The 16,821-nt window shown below is 73.7% G+C and carries 14 protein-coding genes; 11 read left to right on the forward strand and 3 right to left on the reverse strand.

Annotated features, from left to right (window positions below):
* Positions 1–49 precede the first annotated feature (49 nt).
* The 6 genes from ACSBPG_RS18910 (at position 50) to aat (ending at position 7,117) form a co-directional block, all read left to right on the forward strand.
* Positions 50–2,059: an HD domain-containing phosphohydrolase gene (locus ACSBPG_RS18910; RefSeq protein ID WP_435538752.1), complete on the forward strand. Its 2,010-nt coding sequence runs from the start codon at positions 50–52 to the stop codon at positions 2,057–2,059.
* Positions 2,060–2,164: 105 nt separating this feature from the next.
* Positions 2,165–2,614, forward strand: a complete 450-nt coding sequence (gene aroQ / locus ACSBPG_RS18915; RefSeq protein ID WP_435538753.1) for a type II 3-dehydroquinate dehydratase — start codon at positions 2,165–2,167, stop codon at positions 2,612–2,614.
* A 23-nt stretch (positions 2,615–2,637) separates the two neighbouring features.
* A complete protein-coding gene (gene accB, locus ACSBPG_RS18920; protein ID WP_435538754.1) occupies positions 2,638–3,096 on the forward strand; it encodes an acetyl-CoA carboxylase biotin carboxyl carrier protein in 459 nt (152 codons plus the stop codon).
* A gap of 19 nt (positions 3,097–3,115) precedes the next feature.
* On the forward strand, positions 3,116–4,459 hold the full coding sequence (gene accC, locus ACSBPG_RS18925; RefSeq protein ID WP_435538755.1) for an acetyl-CoA carboxylase biotin carboxylase subunit: 1,344 nt from the start codon (positions 3,116–3,118) through the stop codon (positions 4,457–4,459).
* Positions 4,460–4,621: 162 nt separating this feature from the next.
* Positions 4,622–6,325, forward strand: a complete 1,704-nt coding sequence (locus ACSBPG_RS18930; protein ID WP_435538756.1) for a methyl-accepting chemotaxis protein — start codon at positions 4,622–4,624, stop codon at positions 6,323–6,325.
* 54 nt (positions 6,326–6,379) lie between these two features.
* Entirely contained in the window at positions 6,380–7,117 is a 738-nt protein-coding gene (gene aat / locus ACSBPG_RS18935; RefSeq protein ID WP_435538757.1) for a leucyl/phenylalanyl-tRNA--protein transferase, read from the forward strand.
* Here aat and ACSBPG_RS18940 read toward each other — a convergent pair.
* The gene (locus tag ACSBPG_RS18940) at positions 7,069–7,476 is read right to left on the reverse strand and encodes a DUF2155 domain-containing protein (protein ID WP_435538758.1); all 408 of its coding nucleotides are present in this window, start codon (positions 7,474–7,476) and stop codon (positions 7,069–7,071) included. The two genes, aat and ACSBPG_RS18940, sit on opposite strands and share 49 nt — an antisense overlap.
* Positions 7,473–9,224, reverse strand: a complete 1,752-nt coding sequence (locus ACSBPG_RS18945) for a sensor histidine kinase (protein ID WP_435538759.1) — start codon at positions 9,222–9,224, stop codon at positions 7,473–7,475. Before ACSBPG_RS18945 ends, ACSBPG_RS18940 begins: the two co-directional genes overlap by 4 nt.
* Before the next feature lie 220 nt (positions 9,225–9,444).
* Between ACSBPG_RS18945 and ACSBPG_RS18950 the strand changes: the two genes are divergently transcribed.
* From ACSBPG_RS18950 to dmeF, 5 genes are all read left to right on the forward strand, one after another.
* On the forward strand, positions 9,445–10,290 hold the full coding sequence (locus tag ACSBPG_RS18950) for a ribonuclease T2 family protein (protein ID WP_435538760.1): 846 nt from the start codon (positions 9,445–9,447) through the stop codon (positions 10,288–10,290).
* Between the two features lie 149 nt (positions 10,291–10,439).
* Positions 10,440–11,543: a hypothetical protein gene (locus ACSBPG_RS18955; RefSeq protein WP_435538761.1), complete on the forward strand. Its 1,104-nt coding sequence runs from the start codon at positions 10,440–10,442 to the stop codon at positions 11,541–11,543.
* A 211-nt stretch (positions 11,544–11,754) separates the two neighbouring features.
* Complete coding sequence (locus tag ACSBPG_RS18960; protein ID WP_435538762.1) at positions 11,755–14,040, forward strand: TonB-dependent receptor family protein; 2,286 nt, start codon at positions 11,755–11,757, stop codon at positions 14,038–14,040.
* Positions 14,041–14,055: 15 nt separating this feature from the next.
* Positions 14,056–14,307, forward strand: coding sequence for a hypothetical protein (locus ACSBPG_RS18965; protein ID WP_435538763.1), 252 nt, complete (start codon positions 14,056–14,058; stop codon positions 14,305–14,307).
* Positions 14,308–14,431: 124 nt separating this feature from the next.
* Positions 14,432–15,385, forward strand: coding sequence for a CDF family Co(II)/Ni(II) efflux transporter DmeF (gene dmeF, locus ACSBPG_RS18970; RefSeq protein ID WP_435538764.1), 954 nt, complete (start codon positions 14,432–14,434; stop codon positions 15,383–15,385).
* Between the two features lie 10 nt (positions 15,386–15,395).
* Here the strand turns inward: dmeF and ACSBPG_RS18975 are convergent, their stop codons facing one another.
* Complete coding sequence (locus ACSBPG_RS18975; RefSeq protein WP_435538765.1) at positions 15,396–16,787, reverse strand: pentapeptide repeat-containing protein; 1,392 nt, start codon at positions 16,785–16,787, stop codon at positions 15,396–15,398.
* Between the last annotated feature and the right edge of the window lie 34 nt (positions 16,788–16,821).

The raw sequence follows: 16,821 nt of genomic DNA on the forward strand, positions 1-16,821 counted from the left end.
CGGGGCCGGCGCGGCCGGTGCCGGTGCCGGTGCGTTTGCGGAGGCGGCCATGCTGGCGACGGGGTCGGCACGTCTTCGGCGCTGGATCATCGCGTACGCCGCCGCGGCGATGGCGGTGATGAGCGTCGCGGTCACCGCGGTGGTCGCCCTGCCCATGCAGCGGCACATGGCGGCGGCGGCCGACCGCGGGCTCGCCCACAGCCTCGATCTCCAGGTTCTTGCCATCGGCGAGGCGCTGTCGCGCCTGCGCGACCTGGCGTCCCAGGTGACCAGCCGTTCGGCGATCCGCGACGCGCTGGGCGCCTTCAACCGCGGCGCCATGACGGGCGGGGCGCTGCGCGCGTTCACCGAAGAGAAGCTGGCGGACGCGTTGCGCCTGGCTCCGGAAATGCGCGGCATCGTCCGCCTCGACCGCGACGGCCGCGCCGTCGCCGCGGTCGGCGAGTCGCCGCCCCCGGAGGCCCTGCGGCCGGGCGACGGCGACGCGCCGCGGATCGGCGCCCTTTTCGCCGCCGCCGACGGCCGGCCCCGCCTGACCGTCGCCGCGCCGATCCTGGCCGCCGGGGGCGGGCGCGAGGGCACCGACGTGATCCTGTTCGACGCGTCGGCGATCGCGACGCTGGTGCGCGACGGCGCGCGGATGGGCGAGACCTGGCAGAGCGCCCTGCTGGTCGACGGCGGCGGCCGGCGACGCGCCGTCGTGCCGGCCGACCGCCCCTTCGCCGAGGCGGTGGACGGGACGGTGACCATGGCCAGGGAGGTTCCAGGAACGGACTGGCTGGTGACGGTCCGGATGGATGCGGCGGAGCTGTACTACGACGTCGACCGCCTGCTGGTGCGGGTGGGCGGGGCCGCCCTTGCCCTGACCGGCCTCGGCACCCTGGGCATGGTGCTTGTGCTCCGGCCGCTCACCGGGCGCCTGCTGGTGCGGGCCGACACGCTGGCCCGCCAGGTGGAGGAGCAGGGCCGCACCCTCGCCAGCCTGCAGCGCGCGCAGCGCACGCTGCGGACGCTGTCCGGCGGCAATCAGGCGCTGATCCACGCCGAGCGCGAGGAGGGGCTGCTCGACGAGATGTGCCGGATCATCGTCGAGGTCGGCGGCTATCCCCGCGCCTGGGTAGCGCTCGCCACCGGCGACGGGGTGGCGATGGCGGCGCACCGGGGACGGGACGGGGCGGCGGCCGCCGCCGACCTTTCCCGGCTGGCGCCGCTGATCGCCGCCGGCGCGGCGCCTCCCGCGCCGGCCGCCGGCGCGGCGGGTCTCCTGCTGTTGCCGCTGCTCGACCCGCAGGGCGCTCCGCTGGGGGCGGTGGGTATCCAGCCGCGGGACGCTGGCGGCTTCGACGACCAGGAGCGGGCGCTGCTCGGCGAGATGGCCGGCGACCTCGCCTTCGGCATCCGCGGCCTGCGCGTGCGCGCCGCCTGGCGGGCCGACCAGGAGCGGCTCGAGCGGGCGCTGGAACGCACGATCCAGGCGATCGCCGCCGTCACCGAGGTGCGCGACCCCTTCACCGCCGGTCACCAGCGGCGCGTCGGCGAACTGGCCGCGGCGATCGCCCGCGAGCTCGGCATGGGCGAGGAGCGGGTCAAGGGCATCTTCGTCGCCGGCATCATCCACGACATCGGCAAGATCGCCGTGCCCGCCGAGGTCCTCAGCCGCCCCGGCCGGCTCAACGGGCTGGAGTTCGAACTGGTGAAGGCCCATCCCGAAGCCGGCGCCGCCATCGTCGCCGGGGTGGAGTTTCCCTGGCCGATCGCCGACGCCATCGCCCAGCACCACGAGCGGCTCGACGGTTCCGGCTATCCCCGGGGTCTCGCCGGCGACGCCATCGTTCCGGAGGCGCGAATCCTCGCCGTCGCCGACGTGGTCGACGCCATGAGCGCCCATCGCCCGCACCGGCCCGCCGCCGGCCTGGACGAGGCGCTGGCGGAGATCCGCCGGCACCGCGGTGCGCTCTACGACGCGGCGGCCGTCGACGCCTGCCTGGCGCTCGCGGCGCGGGGGGCGTTGCCGGCCGTCGCCGCGCCGCCGCAGCGCGCCGACGGGACCGTTCGGTGAGCGAGCGGACGAATACGGATTGCGGCAGCCCGCGGCCTTGCCCTCCCGCAACAGCGTGCTATAAACGCGCGTCTTGACCCCGGAAGAGAGCGAGGGCAGCGGCCCGTGGCGAGCGACGCGTCGATCCTGGTCCTCAACGGACCCAACCTGAACATGCTGGGCATGCGCGAGCCGCACATCTACGGTGCGACGACGCTCGACGACCTGGAGACGATCTGCCAGGAGCATGCCGAGCCGCTCGGGCTGTCCGTCGACTTCCGGCAGTCGAACCACGAGGGCGAGCTGGTCTCCTGGATCCAGGAGGCGCGCACCGACCACGACGGCATCGTCATCAACGCCGGGGCCTACACCCACACCTCCATCGCCATCCTCGACGCTCTGAGCGCGGCGGAGCGGCCGGTGGTCGAGGTGCATCTTTCGAACATCTTCAAGCGCGAGTCCTTCCGTCACCACTCCTACATCTCGGCGGTGGCGCAGGGCGTGATCTGCGGCTTCGGTCCGCACGGCTACCGCATGGCGCTCGACGCCATGGCGCAGATCCTCGACCGCGACTGAGCAAGCACAGGATTCCAGGAGACATGGCGAGCTTCGACATCGACGGCGACCTGATTCGCAAGCTGGCGGACCTGTTGCGCGAGACGGGCCTCAGCGAGATCGAGTTCGCCGAGGGCGAAAAGCGCATCCGCGTGACCCGTGGCGCCGCGGCGGCGGCACTGGCGGTGCCCGCGGCGCCGCTCCCGGCGGCGCCGGCCGCCGCTCCGGCGCCGGCCGCGCCGGCCAAGGGGGCGCCGGCGGCCAACCATCCCGGGGCGGTGACCTCGCCGATGGTCGGCACCGCCTACGTGGCGGCCGAGCCGGGCACGCCGCCGTTCGTGCGGGTCGGCGACACGGTGAAGGCGGGGCAGACCCTGCTGATCATCGAGGCGATGAAGGTGATGAACCCGATCAAGGCGCCGCGCGGCGGCACCGTCACCGAGGTGCTGGTGTCCGACGCCCAGCCGGTGGAGTTCGGCGAAGTCCTGATGATCGTCGAGTGAGAGGGGCAGCCCGTTGGCGATGTTCGAAAAGGTCCTGATCGCGAACCGCGGTGAGATCGCGCTGCGCATCCACCGCGCCTGCCGCGAGATGGGCATCCAGACCGTGGCGGTGCACTCCACCGCCGACGCCGACGCCATGCACGTGCGGCTCGCCGACGAGAGCGTGTGCATCGGCCCGCCGTCGGCGCGCGAGAGCTATCTCAACATCCCGGCGATCCTGTCGGCGGCGGCCATCACCGGCGCCGACGCCATCCACCCCGGCATCGGCTTCCTGGCCGAGAACGCCCAGTTCGCCGAGATGGTGGAGGAGCACGGCTTCTGCTTCATCGGCCCGACGCCCGAGCACATCCGCATCATGGGCGACAAGGTCACCGCCAAGAAGACGGTGAGCGATCTCGGCCTGCCGGTGGTGCCGGGCTCCGACGGACCGGTGACGTCGCTGGAGGAGGCGCAGGCGATCGCCCGCGACGTCGGCTACCCCGTGCTGATCAAGGCCGCCGCCGGCGGCGGCGGCAAGGGCATGAAGGTGGCCCGCAACCCCGAGCAGCTGCGCGAGGCCTACCAGCTCGCCCGCGGCGAGGCGCGCGCCGCCTTCGGCAACGACGAGGTCTATCTCGAGAAATACCTGGGCCGGCCGCGCCACATCGAGATCCAGCTCCTGGCCGACCTGCACGGCAACGCCGTCCATTTCGGCGAGCGCGACTGCTCGGTGCAGCGCCGCCACCAGAAGGTGATCGAGGAGGCGCCGTCGCCGGCCCTCAACGCCGCCCAGCGCGACTTCATCGGCGACCTCGCCGCCCGCACCACCCGCGGCATCGGCTACCGCGGCGTCGGCACCATGGAGTTCCTGTTCGAGGACGGGCAGTTCTACTTCATCGAGATGAACACCCGCCTGCAGGTCGAGCACACGATCAGCGAGATGATCACCGGCATCGACCTGGTGCGCGAGCAGATCCGCGTCGCCACCGGCGCGCCGCTCGGCTACACCCAGGCGGACATCCGCTTCCAGGGCCACGCCATCGAGTGCCGGGTCAACGCCGAGAATCCGGAGACCTTCATGCCGTCGCCGGGCCGGATCGACGGCTATCACGCGCCGGGCGGCCTCGGCATCCGCGTCGATTCGGCGCTCTACGACGGCTACCGCGTGCCGCCGCACTACGACAGCCTGATCGCCAAGCTGGTGGTGCACGGCTCGACCCGCAACGAGTGCCTGATGCGCCTGCGCCGGGCGCTCGACGAGTACGTCATCGGCGGCATCGACACCTCGCTGCCGCTGCACCAGAGGATCATCGCCGAGCCGGACTTCATCAACGGCGCCTACGACATCCACTGGCTCGAGCACCTCATGGGGATGCGCAAGTAGGCCGCGCCGCCCGGCCCCCCGTCACCCCCGTCGGCCCGGTCCGTTCTCCCTCGGACCGGTGGCCCCCGGGCGCCCGGGTCCGCGAAAGTTGTTCCTCCGGAAATCGTTGCGATTTAGAATGAGTCGACGACCATCGCAGCGACCGACGAGGAGAGCACCCGAATGAGCCGGCTCCGCGACGTGAGGATCGCCACCCGCCTGATGGCGGGGTTCGGCGGGGCGCTCGCCCTGCTGATCGTCCTCACGGTGATCGCGGTGGGGGAGGTTGACCGCATCAACGCCAGCCTCACCACCGTCAACGACGTCAACGCGGTCAAGCAGCGCCACGCCATCGACTTCCGTGGCAGCGTCCACGACCGGGCCATCAGCCTGCGCGACGTGACGCTGCTGGCGCAGCCGGACGCGCTGGCCGCCGAACTGGCCCTGATCGAGCGCTTGGCGGCCAGCTACCGCTCCGCCGCCGCGGCCCTCGACGCGATGTTCGCCAACCGCACCGACATCAAGCCGGAGGAGCGGCGCATCCTTGCCGGCATCAAGGAGATCGAGGCCCGCACCCTGCCGCTGATGGCCGACGTCATCGGCCGTCGCCAGTCCGGCGACGTCGAGGGCGCGCGCCGCGTGCTGGTCGCCGAGGCGCGCCCCGCCTTCGTCGAATGGCTGAAGCGCATCAACGCCTTCATCGACTTCCAGGAGGCCGAGAACGGGGCCATCGCCGCCGAGACGCGGGCGGTGGCGCAGCGCTTCAAGCGGCTGATGATCGGGGTGTGCGCGGCGGCGCTGGCGTTCGGCGCGGCGCTGGCCTGGTGGTCGGTCGCCTCGGTCCGTCCCCTGCGCCGCCTGACCGGCACGATGCTGCGGCTGGCCGAAGGCGACCTCGCGGTGGAGCTGCCGGCCGCCCGCGGCCGCGACGAGGTCGGCGAGATCGTCGGCGCGGTGCGGGTCTTCCGGGACAACATGATGCGCAGCCGGCAGCTCGAGGCCGAGGCGGCCGAGGCCGAGCAGCGGGCCGAGGAGGCGAAGCGGCAGACCCTGACCGGTCTGGCCGACGGGTTCGAGCACAGCGTCGGCGCCATCGTCGGCCGGGTGGCCGCCGCCGCCACCGGGCTCGAGGACACCGCCCAGGGACTGAGCGCCGCCATGGGCGTCACCAACAGCCAGGCGAGCGCCGTCGCCACCGCCGCCGGACAGGCGACCGGCAACGTGGAGACGGTGGCGCGCGCGTGCGAAGAGTTGGCCGCCTCGATCCGCGGCATCGGCGACAAGGTCCGGCAGTCCCTGGAGATCTCCGGCCGGGCCGTCCATCGCGCCGAGGACACCCAGGGCACCGCCGAGGGCCTCGTCAACTCGGCCCAGAAGATCGGTGAGGTGGTGAACCTGATCAACGACATCGCCCAGCAGACCAACCTTCTGGCGCTGAACGCGACGATCGAGGCGGCGCGCGCCGGCGAGGCGGGGAAGGGGTTCGCCGTGGTCGCGGCGGAGGTCAAGAACCTCGCCAACCAGACGGCCAAGGCCACCGAGGACATCACCCTGCAGATCGACGACATCCAGGCGGTGATCCGGCGCACGGTGGACGCGATCAAGGAGATCGCCGGCGTCATCGGCGAGAGCAGCGACGTCGCCGCCACCATCGCCGCCGCGGTGGACGAGCAGAACGACGCCACCCAGGCGATCGCCCGCAACGTCCAGCAGGCGTCGGCCGGCACCTCGGAGGTGTCGGACGCGATCCTGGCGGTTTCCCGCGCGTCGGCCGACGGCGGCGCCGCCGCCGACCGGGTGCTGGCCAGCGCCCGCGACCTGTCCGGCACCGCCGCCGCGCTGCGCCGGGAGATGGAAGGCTTCCTGCGCACGGTGCGGGCGGCGTAGAGTGAGGCGCCCGGCGCCTCCGGCGCCGGTGTCCGCAACCGCCATGGCCGGCTCATGATCGAACTCAACGCCCAGCTCCTCCTGCGGGCCTATGCGGCCGGCATCTTCCCGATGGCGGAGAGCGCGGAGTCGACCGACCTCTACTGGTTCGATCCGGAACTGCGCGGGGTGCTGCCCCTCGAGCGGTTCCATGTGCCGCGGCGGCTGCGCCGGACGGTGCGCCGCGGCCTCTTCGAGGTGCGGGTCGACGGTGACTTCGGCGCCGTCATCCGCGCCTGCGCCGAAGCGACCGCCGACCGGCCGAAGACGTGGATCAACGGCGACATCGTCCGGCTCTACGGCGAGCTTCACGACGCCGGCTTCGCCCACAGCGTGGAGTGCTGGCGGGACGGGGAGCTGGCCGGCGGCCTCTACGGCGTGTCGCTGGCCGGCGCCTTCTTCGGCGAGAGCATGTTCAGCCGCGCCACCGACGCCAGCAAGGTGGCGCTGGTGCACCTGGTGGCGCGCCTGCGCGCCGGCGGCTACACCCTGCTCGACACGCAGTTCGTCACCGAGCATCTGAGCCAGTTCGGCGCCCTGGAGATCCCGCGCGCCGAGTACCGCCGCCGTCTCGCCGACGCCCTCGGCCGGCCCGCCGATTTCCGCGGCGTCGACCAGGTGTCGGCGATCGCCGACCTGCTGGGCGCCGACCTGCTGGGCGCCGACCCGCCGGGTGCCGACCTTCCGAGCCGGGGCGACGCCGATCAGGCCGGGTCGTCGCCGCCGCGGCAGGACAGGACCCAGACGTCGTAGATCGCGTTCTCCATCGCCGACAGGGCCGGGCTGGAGGCGAACATCCAGCCGCTGAACACCGTCGCCGGCGGCTCGCCCGGGCGCACCTCCTCGACCTCCAGGAAGGCGGCCGATTCCGGCGGCTCGATCGGCGGGTTCTCCTTGCAGGCGCGCAGGGTCACGCGCAGACCGCCGAACAGCTTGGTCTCGCCGACGGCGATGTCGAAGGTCGAGGTGCGGGCGGTGACCTTGTCCAGCCCCTGCAGGCGGGCCACCGGCCGGTCGATCATCTGCTCGGGAGCCGGCGCCGCCAGGACCGGCCCGCCGACCGCCGCCAGGGCGGCGACCAGCGCGGCACGAAGGAATGGGATGTTCGTCACGTCGATGGGTTTCCCATGCCGGGCGTCATTGCCATGCCTTCCCTTACCTCGGAACGGCGCGGCGCGTCCAGTGGGGCAGGGCCGGCGATGGCGCGGCGCGGCGGCGCCGCTGGCGTCAGCGGGCTTCCGGGCTCGGGAAATCGCACCGACCAGCGCGCCCCCGGTGCCGCGTTCGCCACCGCGAGCTCGCCGCCGAGCTGGCGGGCGAGCGTGACGATCACCCGCATGCCGAGGCTGCCGCCGGCGCGGTGCGGGTCGAAGCCGTCCGGCACGCCCCGGCCGTAGTCCCGCACGACGAGTTCCAGGACGCCGGGCGCCACCGTCGTCAGGGCGACGTCGATGATCCGTCCCGCCCCGGCGGCGCCGGCGTGCTTCACCGCGTTGGTCACCAGCTCGGTGGCGATCAGGCCGAGCGACACCGCGGTGTCGGTGGGCAGGCGCAGGGGCGGCACCTCGATCCGGCAGACGTGGTCGGGATTGGTCGCGGTCAGGTCGCCGCACAGCGCGCGCAGATAGGAGGCGGCGTCGATGCCGGTGACGTCGTCGGTCTTGTAGAGGCGCTCGTGCACCTGAGACACCGCCTGGATGCGCCCGACCGCCTCGGTGAAGGCGTCCTTGGCCTCGGCGTCGGCGATGCGGCGGGCTTGCATGGTGAAGAGGCTGGCGACGAGCTGCAGCGAGTTCTTGACGCGGTGGTTGATCTCCTTCAGCAGCAGGTCCTTGCGCTCGTTGGCGGCGCGCAGCCGCGCCTCGGCCTCGCCCCGCGCCGCCACCTCGCGCCGCAGGCGTCCCGTGGCGCGGGCGACCAGGACGAGGTAGCCGATCGCCGACGCCGTCAGCAGCAGCCCGAAGAGCAGCGCCCACAGCGCCTCGCCCGCCATCGGAGCGGGCAGGGCCGCGGCGGTCGGCGTGAAGGCCAGCACCCAGGGCCGTCCTCCCCAGGTCACGGTGCGGCGCGGGGCGCCGGCGGGAACGGCCGCCTCCGGCGCCTCGGCGTCCGACGCGGCGACGGTGAGGACCGGGCCGGCGGCGTCCGGTGCCGCGGGGTCGAGGAGGTGGACGTGGAACAGCCCGGTGGGGTAGGGCGCGAACGCCGCCCGCGCCACCGCGTCGAGGCGGAAGACCGTGGCGATGTACCCGCGCAGGGCCGACCGGTCGCCGTGCACCGGCGCCACCAGCACCACCTCGGATGCGGCGCCGGGCGCGGTCAGCGCCAGCGGGCCGCTGGCCGCCACGCGCTGGTCCGCCGCCGCCCGCCGGAGGACGGCGCCGAGGCCGTAAACGGACGCGGCGTCGAGCCCCATCAGCGCCTTGCCGGCGGCGGCGGGCTCGACGGCGACCACGGGGTAGAGGTCGTGGTCGAACAGGGTGGTGTCGATCCGCCCGCCGCCCGGCGCCAGGATGCCGGCGATCGCCGGATCGAAGGCGCGCAGGGCGTCGGCGACCTGCCCCGCCTGGGGCGGCGTGGTCCTGGGAAGCCAGGCCAGCGCAACCATCCCCGACTGGTCCGAGGCGATGAGGTCGGCGTAGTTGCGCAGGCTTCCGCGGTTGACCACGCTGCTCGCGCTGTACATCCCGGCCACCGCGCCGGTCACCGCCTCGCGCCGGGCGAACTGGTCGCGCAGCAGGCCGGCGTAGAGGTCGGCCGAGCGGCCGAGCAGGCTCAGGTGCTCGCGCTCCTCGTACCGGGCGACGGTGTGATAGGCCAGCAGCGACAGAACGATGCCCACCGCCGCGACGGCCAGCACCTGGAAGCCTCCCGCCAAGCGCCGCGCCGTCTGGCATTTGACTCGCATGCGTCCTTTTAGCATGTCCGGCCGGTCGGCGCACCCTCGGAAGCACATGATCTTTGGAGGGCATTGGCGGTGCATGCGGCCATCGCCGCCCCGGGGTTGAACATCGGTGGCGCCGTGGGCAGGATGGCGCCGGCCGGCCGGCGCATCGGCTCGGCACGAAGGGAGGGAGCGCATGGTCGGAACACGCGTGGCGCGCCTGTGCGGCGCGTCGATGATCCTCCTGGCCGCGGCCGGCGCCGCGGCGGCCGAACGCTGTCCCAAGCCGCCGCTGCCCGCCATGGAAGGCCGCTGGGCGCTGGCGGTCAACTGGCAGGCCGGCTTCTGCCAGACCTTCGGCCGGAATCGGACGCTCCCGGCGGAATGCCCGGAGGCGTCGCGGCTCGACCGCTTCACCCTGCACGGCCTGTGGCCGCAATGGCAGGAGTACTGCGTCGATACCCTGCCGGCCGAGACGCTGGCCGCGGCACCCGCCCTGGCGCACGCTCCCTGCCGCGTCCGCTGGTCGGAGCTGCCGGAACTGCCCCTGCCGGCGGCGCTGCGGGAGTCGCTCGCCGCGGCGATGCCGGGCGTGCGGTCGCGGCTCGACCGGCACGAGTACGTCAAGCACGGCACCTGCTCCGGCATGCCGCCGGGCGAGTATTTCACCGTCGCGATCGCCTTGCTGGAGTCCCTGAACGCCACCGCGCTGCCGCGGTTCGTCGCCGCCAACCAGGGCCGGGAGGTCACCTTCCGCCGGTTCTGCGAGGCCGTCGGCGAGGCGCTGGGCGGGGCGGCGGCGGCGGCGGTGGAGGCCGACAGCAAGCGTTTCCGGGGCCCCGACGGGAAGCAGCGCCACTACCTCACCGAACTGCGGTTCTGGTTGCGGCCGGTGGATGGCCGACTGGCTCTGGCGGCGGACAACTTCGTTCCCGTCCCGGCAGGCGCGCGGACGCTCGGCCCTGAGCGGGCCGACCCGCTGTGCGACGACCATCTCGACGACCGCACCCTGTACATCGACCGGCTCGGCATGGAGGAGTGAGGGGAACGCCGGACGACACCGGCCGCTTGACTTTCGTCAAGGGCCGGAGGGCCCGCCACAGCGGTGCTTCTGCGACTCCGTTGCAATCGCATCGGCGGTCTCCGGCGGCAGTTCCGCGCCGGGGACGCCCGATCCGGAGGACTCCGCCGATGGAACGTCTGTCCCGCCGGACCGCTCTCGCCGGCCTGGCCGCCGCCCAGCGGCTGCCGGAGCTGGTGCTGCGGGGGCCGCCCGCCGGCCCGTCGATCACCCTCGTGCACGGCGTCCGCTCGCGGTCGCTGCACGCCCTGGCCGACCGGGTGGCGTTCCGGGCCTGGCGCAATCCCGACGCACTGCGGGCCGGGCTCACCTCCTGGACGATGGAGCTGTTCGCCCTGCCGACGGTGGTGGCGGCCAACCCCCACGACAGGGGGCTTGGGGTGCGGCTCGTCAACGTGCTGACCGAGAGGCTGCTCCACCTGCCCTCGCCCGACCGCTCCCTCGGCACCGTCGCCGCGCTGAAGGGGCGGTCGGTGGCGGTTCCCTTCCGCAACGATCCCGTGGAACTCGTCCTCCACCGTCTGCTGGCGGCGGCCGGCCTGACGGCCGACGTCAGCAGACGGCCGCGGTTCACGGGCACGCCGATGGAGGCGGGGCAGCTGCTGTTCGCCAGCCGGGTCGACGCGGCGCCGCTGCCGGAGCCGGCGATGACCGCGGCGATCCTGTGGGCCGGCGAGGCCGGGCGGGAGGTCTTCCGGACCCTCGACGTGCAGCGGGCCTGGGGGGAGGCGACGGGGCTCCCCGCCGTCCTGCCGCAGGCCGGCCTCGGCGTGTCGGCCGCGTTCCTCGGCGCCCGCCGCCCGGCCGTCGCGGCCGTGCACCGCGCGCTCGTCGAGGCGGCGGCGGTGGTCGCCGATCCGGTGCGGGTGGCGCGGCCGCTCCTCACCGTGTTCCTCGGCGTGCCGCCGGTCGCCCGGATCGTGCTGACGACGCTCGGGCTCCGCCACGCCGCGGCGTTCCTCTTCCCGGCCCTGACGGTGGCCCTGGGCACCGCCTCAAGGTCGCCGTGGTGGCCCGAGCTGCTCGCCAACACCGGCGGCACTGGCGGCGCCCTGGCGACCGCCCGGGCCAACCTCGCCGTCGCCGGGGCGCTGGCGTGGGTGCTGATCGCCGTCGCCGGCCTCGCCGTCGTGAAATACGCGCTGATGCATCCCGTCCGTGCCGAGGTCGAGCGGTGGCGCGACGCCGCCCGGCCGCGGGGCGTCAACCGATGACCCGCCCCGGTTTCGGTGCCGCCGACCAGGCGTGCCGGCGCGGGGTGCCGCTCCTCGCCGGACTCGGCGATGCCGAGCTCCGCGCCTTCGTCCGTCCGGGTCGGGCGGAGGTCCACGACGCGGGCCGCCGCCCAGCCACCGCATATGGGAAACCAAGTCGCATTCGCTAACATGCGCGCGGCGTCCCGCCCGCGCTCCGGAGACACGCTCCATGACCACCGCCTTCGGCCGCCTCCGCCGCCCCGGCGCCGCCGTCCTTCGGTCCGACGGCGGCACGCCGCCCCTGGCGCTGTGGGGCGGCGTCGCCGCGACGCTCGCCGTGCTGGCCCCGGCGTCGGGCCATTCCCAGTCGGCCGCGCCGGGGGCGGCGGTCGTTCTCGACCCGGTCACCGTCGAGGGGGCGGCCGACACCGCCGAAGGCGAGGCGCGCCGCCGGCTGGAGGCGACCCCCGGCGGCACCGCCGTGGTCGCCGGGGAGGATCTCGCCGGCGTGGCGGACGTCACCATCTCCGACGCGCTGAAGGGCGTGCCCGGCGTCGTCGTGCAGGACTTCTTCGGCGGCAACGACCAGCCGCGCGTCCAGATCCGCGGCTCCGGCCTGCAGCAGAATCCGGTGGAGCGGGGAATTCTCGCCCTGCAGAACGGGCTGCCGCTCAACCGCGCCGACGGGTCCTACGTGGTCGGCCTGGCAAACCCGCACCAGGCCGAGATCACCGAGATCTACCGCGGCTATGCCGCCAGCCGCCTGGGCGCCGCCGTGATGGGCGGCGCCATCAACCTGGTGTCGCCGACGGGGTCGTCGGCGCCCGGCGTGGCGCTGGGACTCGAGGGCGGCAGCTTCGGTCAGTTCACCACCACCGCCCAGGCGGGCGGGCGGTGGGGCGACGCCGACGCTCTGCTCCAGCTCCACCGCAGCCGGCGCGACGGCTTCCGCGACTACAACGGCTCCGAGCGCACGGGCTTCGACGCCAACGCCGGCGTGGCGCTGACGGAGACCATCAGCACCCGGTTCTCCGCCGGCTACGCCGATCTCGCCTTCGACGTCGCCGGCCCGCTCACCGAGGCGCTGCTGGAGAGCCGGCCGGAGAGCGTCTACGGCGGGCCGACGGTCGTCGGCGGCGGCGCGGTCGGGCCCGGCCCCAACGTGCTGCGCGACCGGCCGCAGCGGGAGACCCGCCAGGTTCGCGTCGGCAACCGCACCACCGCGCGGTTCGGCAGCAGCCTGGTCGACGTCGCGCTGGGCTACACCCGCACCGACGACCGCTTCCGCTTCCCCATCTCCGTCGGCATCCGCGACACCGAGGGCGGCGACCTCACGGCGGTCGCCCGCTACGCCTACCGTCCGGACGCCGGGCGGCCGCTGCCGCTGTTCGAGACGACCGTCATGTACGTCGTCGGCTCGGCCGACCGGGAGGATTATCTCAACGCTGCCGGCCGCCGCGGCGCCCTGTTCGGCCGCAGCGAACTGGACGCCTCGACGCTGTCGGTCCACAGCGGCTTCAACGTGCCGCTCGGCGGCGGCGTCACCGTGTCGCCGGCGCTGGCCGTGGCCCACGCGACGCGCGACAACGACGACACCTACGGCGCGGCGACGCGGCCGACCATCGCCTTCAACCCGGCCAACCCGACGCGGGCGCTGCCGGCCGGCGCCGTCCCCGCCGGCGACACCAGCTACGACCGCTCCTACACCGGCTTCAGCCCGAGCCTCGGCCTGAGCTGGCGCCCCGCCGACGACCACATGGTGTTCGCGGCGGTCAGCCGCAGCTTTGAGCCGCCCACCCACGACGACCTGCTGGCCGCCGTCAACGGCACGCCCAACAGCAGCGCCGGCCGCCCCAACCCGGCCAATCCGGCGCTCGCCGCCGCGGCCTACCGGACGCCCGACCTGGAGGCGCAGACGGCGACCACCGTCGAGGCCGGTTGGCGCGGACGGGTCGGCCCGGCGGCGGTGGACGCCGTCACCTACTATTCCTGGGTCGAGGACGAGCTGCTCAGCCTGCGCGACGAGACCGGCGCCTCCCTCGGCGCGGTCAACGCCGACCAGACGCGCCATTTCGGCGTGGAACTCGGCGTGGCCGCCTTCCTCACCGACGCGCTCAACGGCCGTCTCGCCTACACCTTCCAGGATTTTCGCTTCCGCGACGATGCGGTGCGCGGAAACAACCGCCTCGCCGGCGCGCCGCGCCACGTCATCAACGCCACCGCGCGCTACGACGTCACCCCGGCCTTCTCCGTCCAGGCGGCCGTCGACTGGTACCCGACCAGGACTCCCGTCGACAACATGAACACGCTCCACGCCGATCCCTTCGTGACGGTCGACCTGCGCGCCAGCTACGCCGTCGACGAGCGGATCAGCCTCTATGGCGAGGCCCGCAACCTGTTCGACGCGACCTACGCCTCCTCGGCCCTGATCGTCGACCAGGCGGCGCCGAATCAGGCGGTGTTCCTCCCGGCGGACGGGCGCGCCGTCTACGTCGGCGTCAAGGCCACGTTCTGAAACGGAGACCCCGCCATGCCCCTCAGCGATCCCTGCCTGTCCCTGGAGCAGGTCGGCCATGCCTATCTCGGGCGCGCCGTGCTCGACGGCATCGCCGTCGCCGTGCCGGCCGGCGCCGTGGTCGCCCCGGTGGGGCCGTCGGGCTGCGGCAAGAGCACGCTCGCCCACATCGCCGTCGTCCTGTGGGCGGCCGCCTTCCTGGTCTGGCTGCGCGCCTACTGGCCGATCCTGTCGCGCCTTCCCGGCGACGGTCCGGCGGAGGGGTGAGGGAGCGCGACCGACGGGGGCATCGGGGCCGCGTTGCGCCGCCCCGGCGCCGATTCTACCATGGGACGGCCGGCGGGTGTCACCAGGCCGGGGCCCGATGACGATGCGGCAGGGAGGGTGTGGAATGCACACGCGGTCGATCGAGCGTTGGCGGCACGATCACAGCTTCGGCCAGGACGCCACGCGCCCGGGGGAGAGGCGCACCCGCGTGGTGGTGGCGCTCACCGGGGCGACCATGGTCGTCGAGGTGGCTGCGGGCTGGTGGACGGGCTCGATGGCGCTGCTGGCGGACGGCGTGCACATGGCGTCGCACATGCTGGCGCTGGGCATCGCCATCTTCGCCTACGCCTTCGCCCGCCGGCACGCGCACGATCCGGCCTTCTCCTTCGGCACCGGGAAGGTGACGGCGCTCGGCGGCTTCGCCGGCGCCCTGATGCTGGCGGTGGTGGCCGCCGGCATGGCGTGGCACAGCGTCGCGCGCCTGCTGCAGCCCGAGGCCATCGCCGTCGACGAGGCCGTCGCCGTCGCCGTCCTCGGCCTGATCGTCAACGCCGCGAGCGTCGTCGTCCTCGGCGGCCACGGTCACGCGCACGGTCACGCGCATGACGACGATCACGACCACCAGGGCGAGCACCATCATGATCACCACCATGGCCACGAGGACCACAATCTCCGTTCGGCCTATCTGCACGTGCTCGCCGACGCGCTGACGTCGGTGCTGGCGATCGTCGCGCTGCTCGGCGCGAAGTACGCCGATGCGGGATGGCTGGACCCGGCGATGGGGATCGTCGGCAGCCTGCTGATCGCCCAATGGTCGCGCGGGCTGCTGCGCGACACAGCGCACGTCCTGCTCGACCGGCAGCTCCCCGAAGCCCTTCAGGCGGCCATGCGCGCGGCGCTGGAGCAGGGAGACGATCGGGTGGCCGACCTGCACGTGTGGTCGATCGCCCCCGGCGGGCATGCGGCGATCGTCTCCATCGTCACTTCGGACCCGCGTCCGGTGGAGGAGTATCGCCGCCGGGTGCCAGCGGGCCTCAACATCCTCCACCTCAGCGTCGAGGTGCATCGCTGCGGCTGAGGGGCGGTAATCAGCCGTTCCGCTCCGGCAGCCGGACGTCGATCGCGCCGCGCAGGTCCGCGTCCCTGAGGTCGGCGTCCCGCAGGTCGGCCATGGTCATCACGGCGTCGGTCAGGCTGGCGCCGCGCAGGATGGCGTCCCGCAGGTTCGCCTGCGTCAGGTCGCCGAAGGTCAGCAGCGCGCCGGTCAGATCGGCGGCCGTCGCGTTGGTGCGCACCAGGCGCGCCTTGCTGAAGTTGGTCGGCCAGCCCTGGCCGCTGCGCAGCTCCATGGGGCAGGCCACCACGTTGGTGAGGTTGGCCTCGTTCAGGGCCGCGCGTTCGAGGGACGCTCCCCGCAGGTCGGCTCCCGACAGATGGGCCCCGCGCAGGTCGGCCATCGACAGGTCGGCCATCGCCAGCACCGTGCCCGACAGGTTCGCGCCCTTCAGCACCGCCTGCTTGAGGATGGCGCCGGACAGGTTGAGGTTGGCCAGGTTCTGGCCACTCAGGTCGAGCGCCGAGAGGTCGCCGCGCTGGCCTTTGCGGCCGTTGCTGAGGATCCACTGGCGGTGGCCGCGCAGCGTCTCGCCGACCACGCCGCCGATGTCGTCGAGGCGGCGGACCATCTCGGCGCCGCTCAGGTTGGCGAACGACAGGTCGACCTCGTCGAGGAGCGCCCCGAGGAGGCTGGCCCTGGACAGATCGGTGTTGCGCAGCACGGCCCGGGTCAGGATGCTGCCTTCGAGCTTCGCCCCGGAGAGGTTCGCCTCGGAGAGGTCGGCGCCCTCAAGGTTGCAGCCGGTCAGGTCGGAGCCGCTGAGGTCGGCCCGCACGAAGACGGCGCCGCGCAGGTCGGTGTCGCGCAGGTCGGTCTGCACGATGAAGGCGTTGGACAGCTTGGCGCGGCTGAGATCGGCCCGGGTCAGCGTGGCCTCGGAGAGTTCGGCGCCGCTGTGGCCGGGGGCCATCGGGGCGAGCTCGCCGTTCTTGGCCCGGATCAGGTACCCGTCGCGCAGGTCGGCCTCGGTCAGGACGGCGCGCGGCAGGCTGGCGCCGCGCAGGGCGGCGCCGCGCAGGTCGGCCTTGGTGAGGTTCGCCCGGGCGAGGCTGGCGCCGCGCAGATCGCTCCCGAACAGGTAGGCGCCGCGCAGGTCGGCGCCGTTCAGGTTGGCCCCCGCCAGCTTGGCGCCCGTCAGGTCGGCGCCGATGAGGACGCGCCCGGCGAGCGCGGCATGGGCGAGGTCGACGAACTTCAGGCTTGCCCGGGCGCCGCCCCGCTGCCCCAGGGCATAGCGGTGGTGCAGGTCCAGGACCCGCTCCAGATCCGCGGCCGCGAGCTTGCGGTGTTCGATGGGGCAGCGGTCGATCGTCTGCCGCGCCGCCGCGCCGTGACTGCCCGCACCCGGGGTGGCGGCGCTCATGCGAACGCACCCGGCCGGCGGCGGCCTCGCCGAA

It is taken from the genome of Azospirillum sp. ST 5-10 (assembly GCF_051225715.1).
GTDB lineage: Bacteria > Pseudomonadota > Alphaproteobacteria > Azospirillales > Azospirillaceae > Azospirillum.

Coding starts and splice junctions, on each gene's coding strand:
- ACSBPG_RS18910 (WP_435538752.1), top strand. CDS start 50: ATGCTGGCGACGGGGTCGGCACGTCTTCGGCGCTGGATCATCGCGTAC.
- accB (WP_435538754.1), top strand. CDS start 2,638: ATGGCGAGCTTCGACATCGACGGCGACCTGATTCGCAAGCTGGCGGAC.
- accC (WP_435538755.1), top strand. CDS start 3,116: ATGTTCGAAAAGGTCCTGATCGCGAACCGCGGTGAGATCGCGCTGCGC.
- ACSBPG_RS18930 (WP_435538756.1), top strand. CDS start 4,622: ATGAGCCGGCTCCGCGACGTGAGGATCGCCACCCGCCTGATGGCGGGG.
- aat (WP_435538757.1), top strand. CDS start 6,380: ATGATCGAACTCAACGCCCAGCTCCTCCTGCGGGCCTATGCGGCCGGC.
- ACSBPG_RS18950 (WP_435538760.1), top strand. CDS start 9,445: ATGGTCGGAACACGCGTGGCGCGCCTGTGCGGCGCGTCGATGATCCTC.
- ACSBPG_RS18955 (WP_435538761.1), top strand. CDS start 10,440: ATGGAACGTCTGTCCCGCCGGACCGCTCTCGCCGGCCTGGCCGCCGCC.
- ACSBPG_RS18960 (WP_435538762.1), top strand. CDS start 11,755: ATGACCACCGCCTTCGGCCGCCTCCGCCGCCCCGGCGCCGCCGTCCTT.
- ACSBPG_RS18965 (WP_435538763.1), top strand. CDS start 14,056: ATGCCCCTCAGCGATCCCTGCCTGTCCCTGGAGCAGGTCGGCCATGCC.
- dmeF (WP_435538764.1), top strand. CDS start 14,432: ATGCACACGCGGTCGATCGAGCGTTGGCGGCACGATCACAGCTTCGGC.
- ACSBPG_RS18975 (WP_435538765.1), bottom strand. CDS start 16,787: ATGAGCGCCGCCACCCCGGGTGCGGGCAGTCACGGCGCGGCGGCGCGG.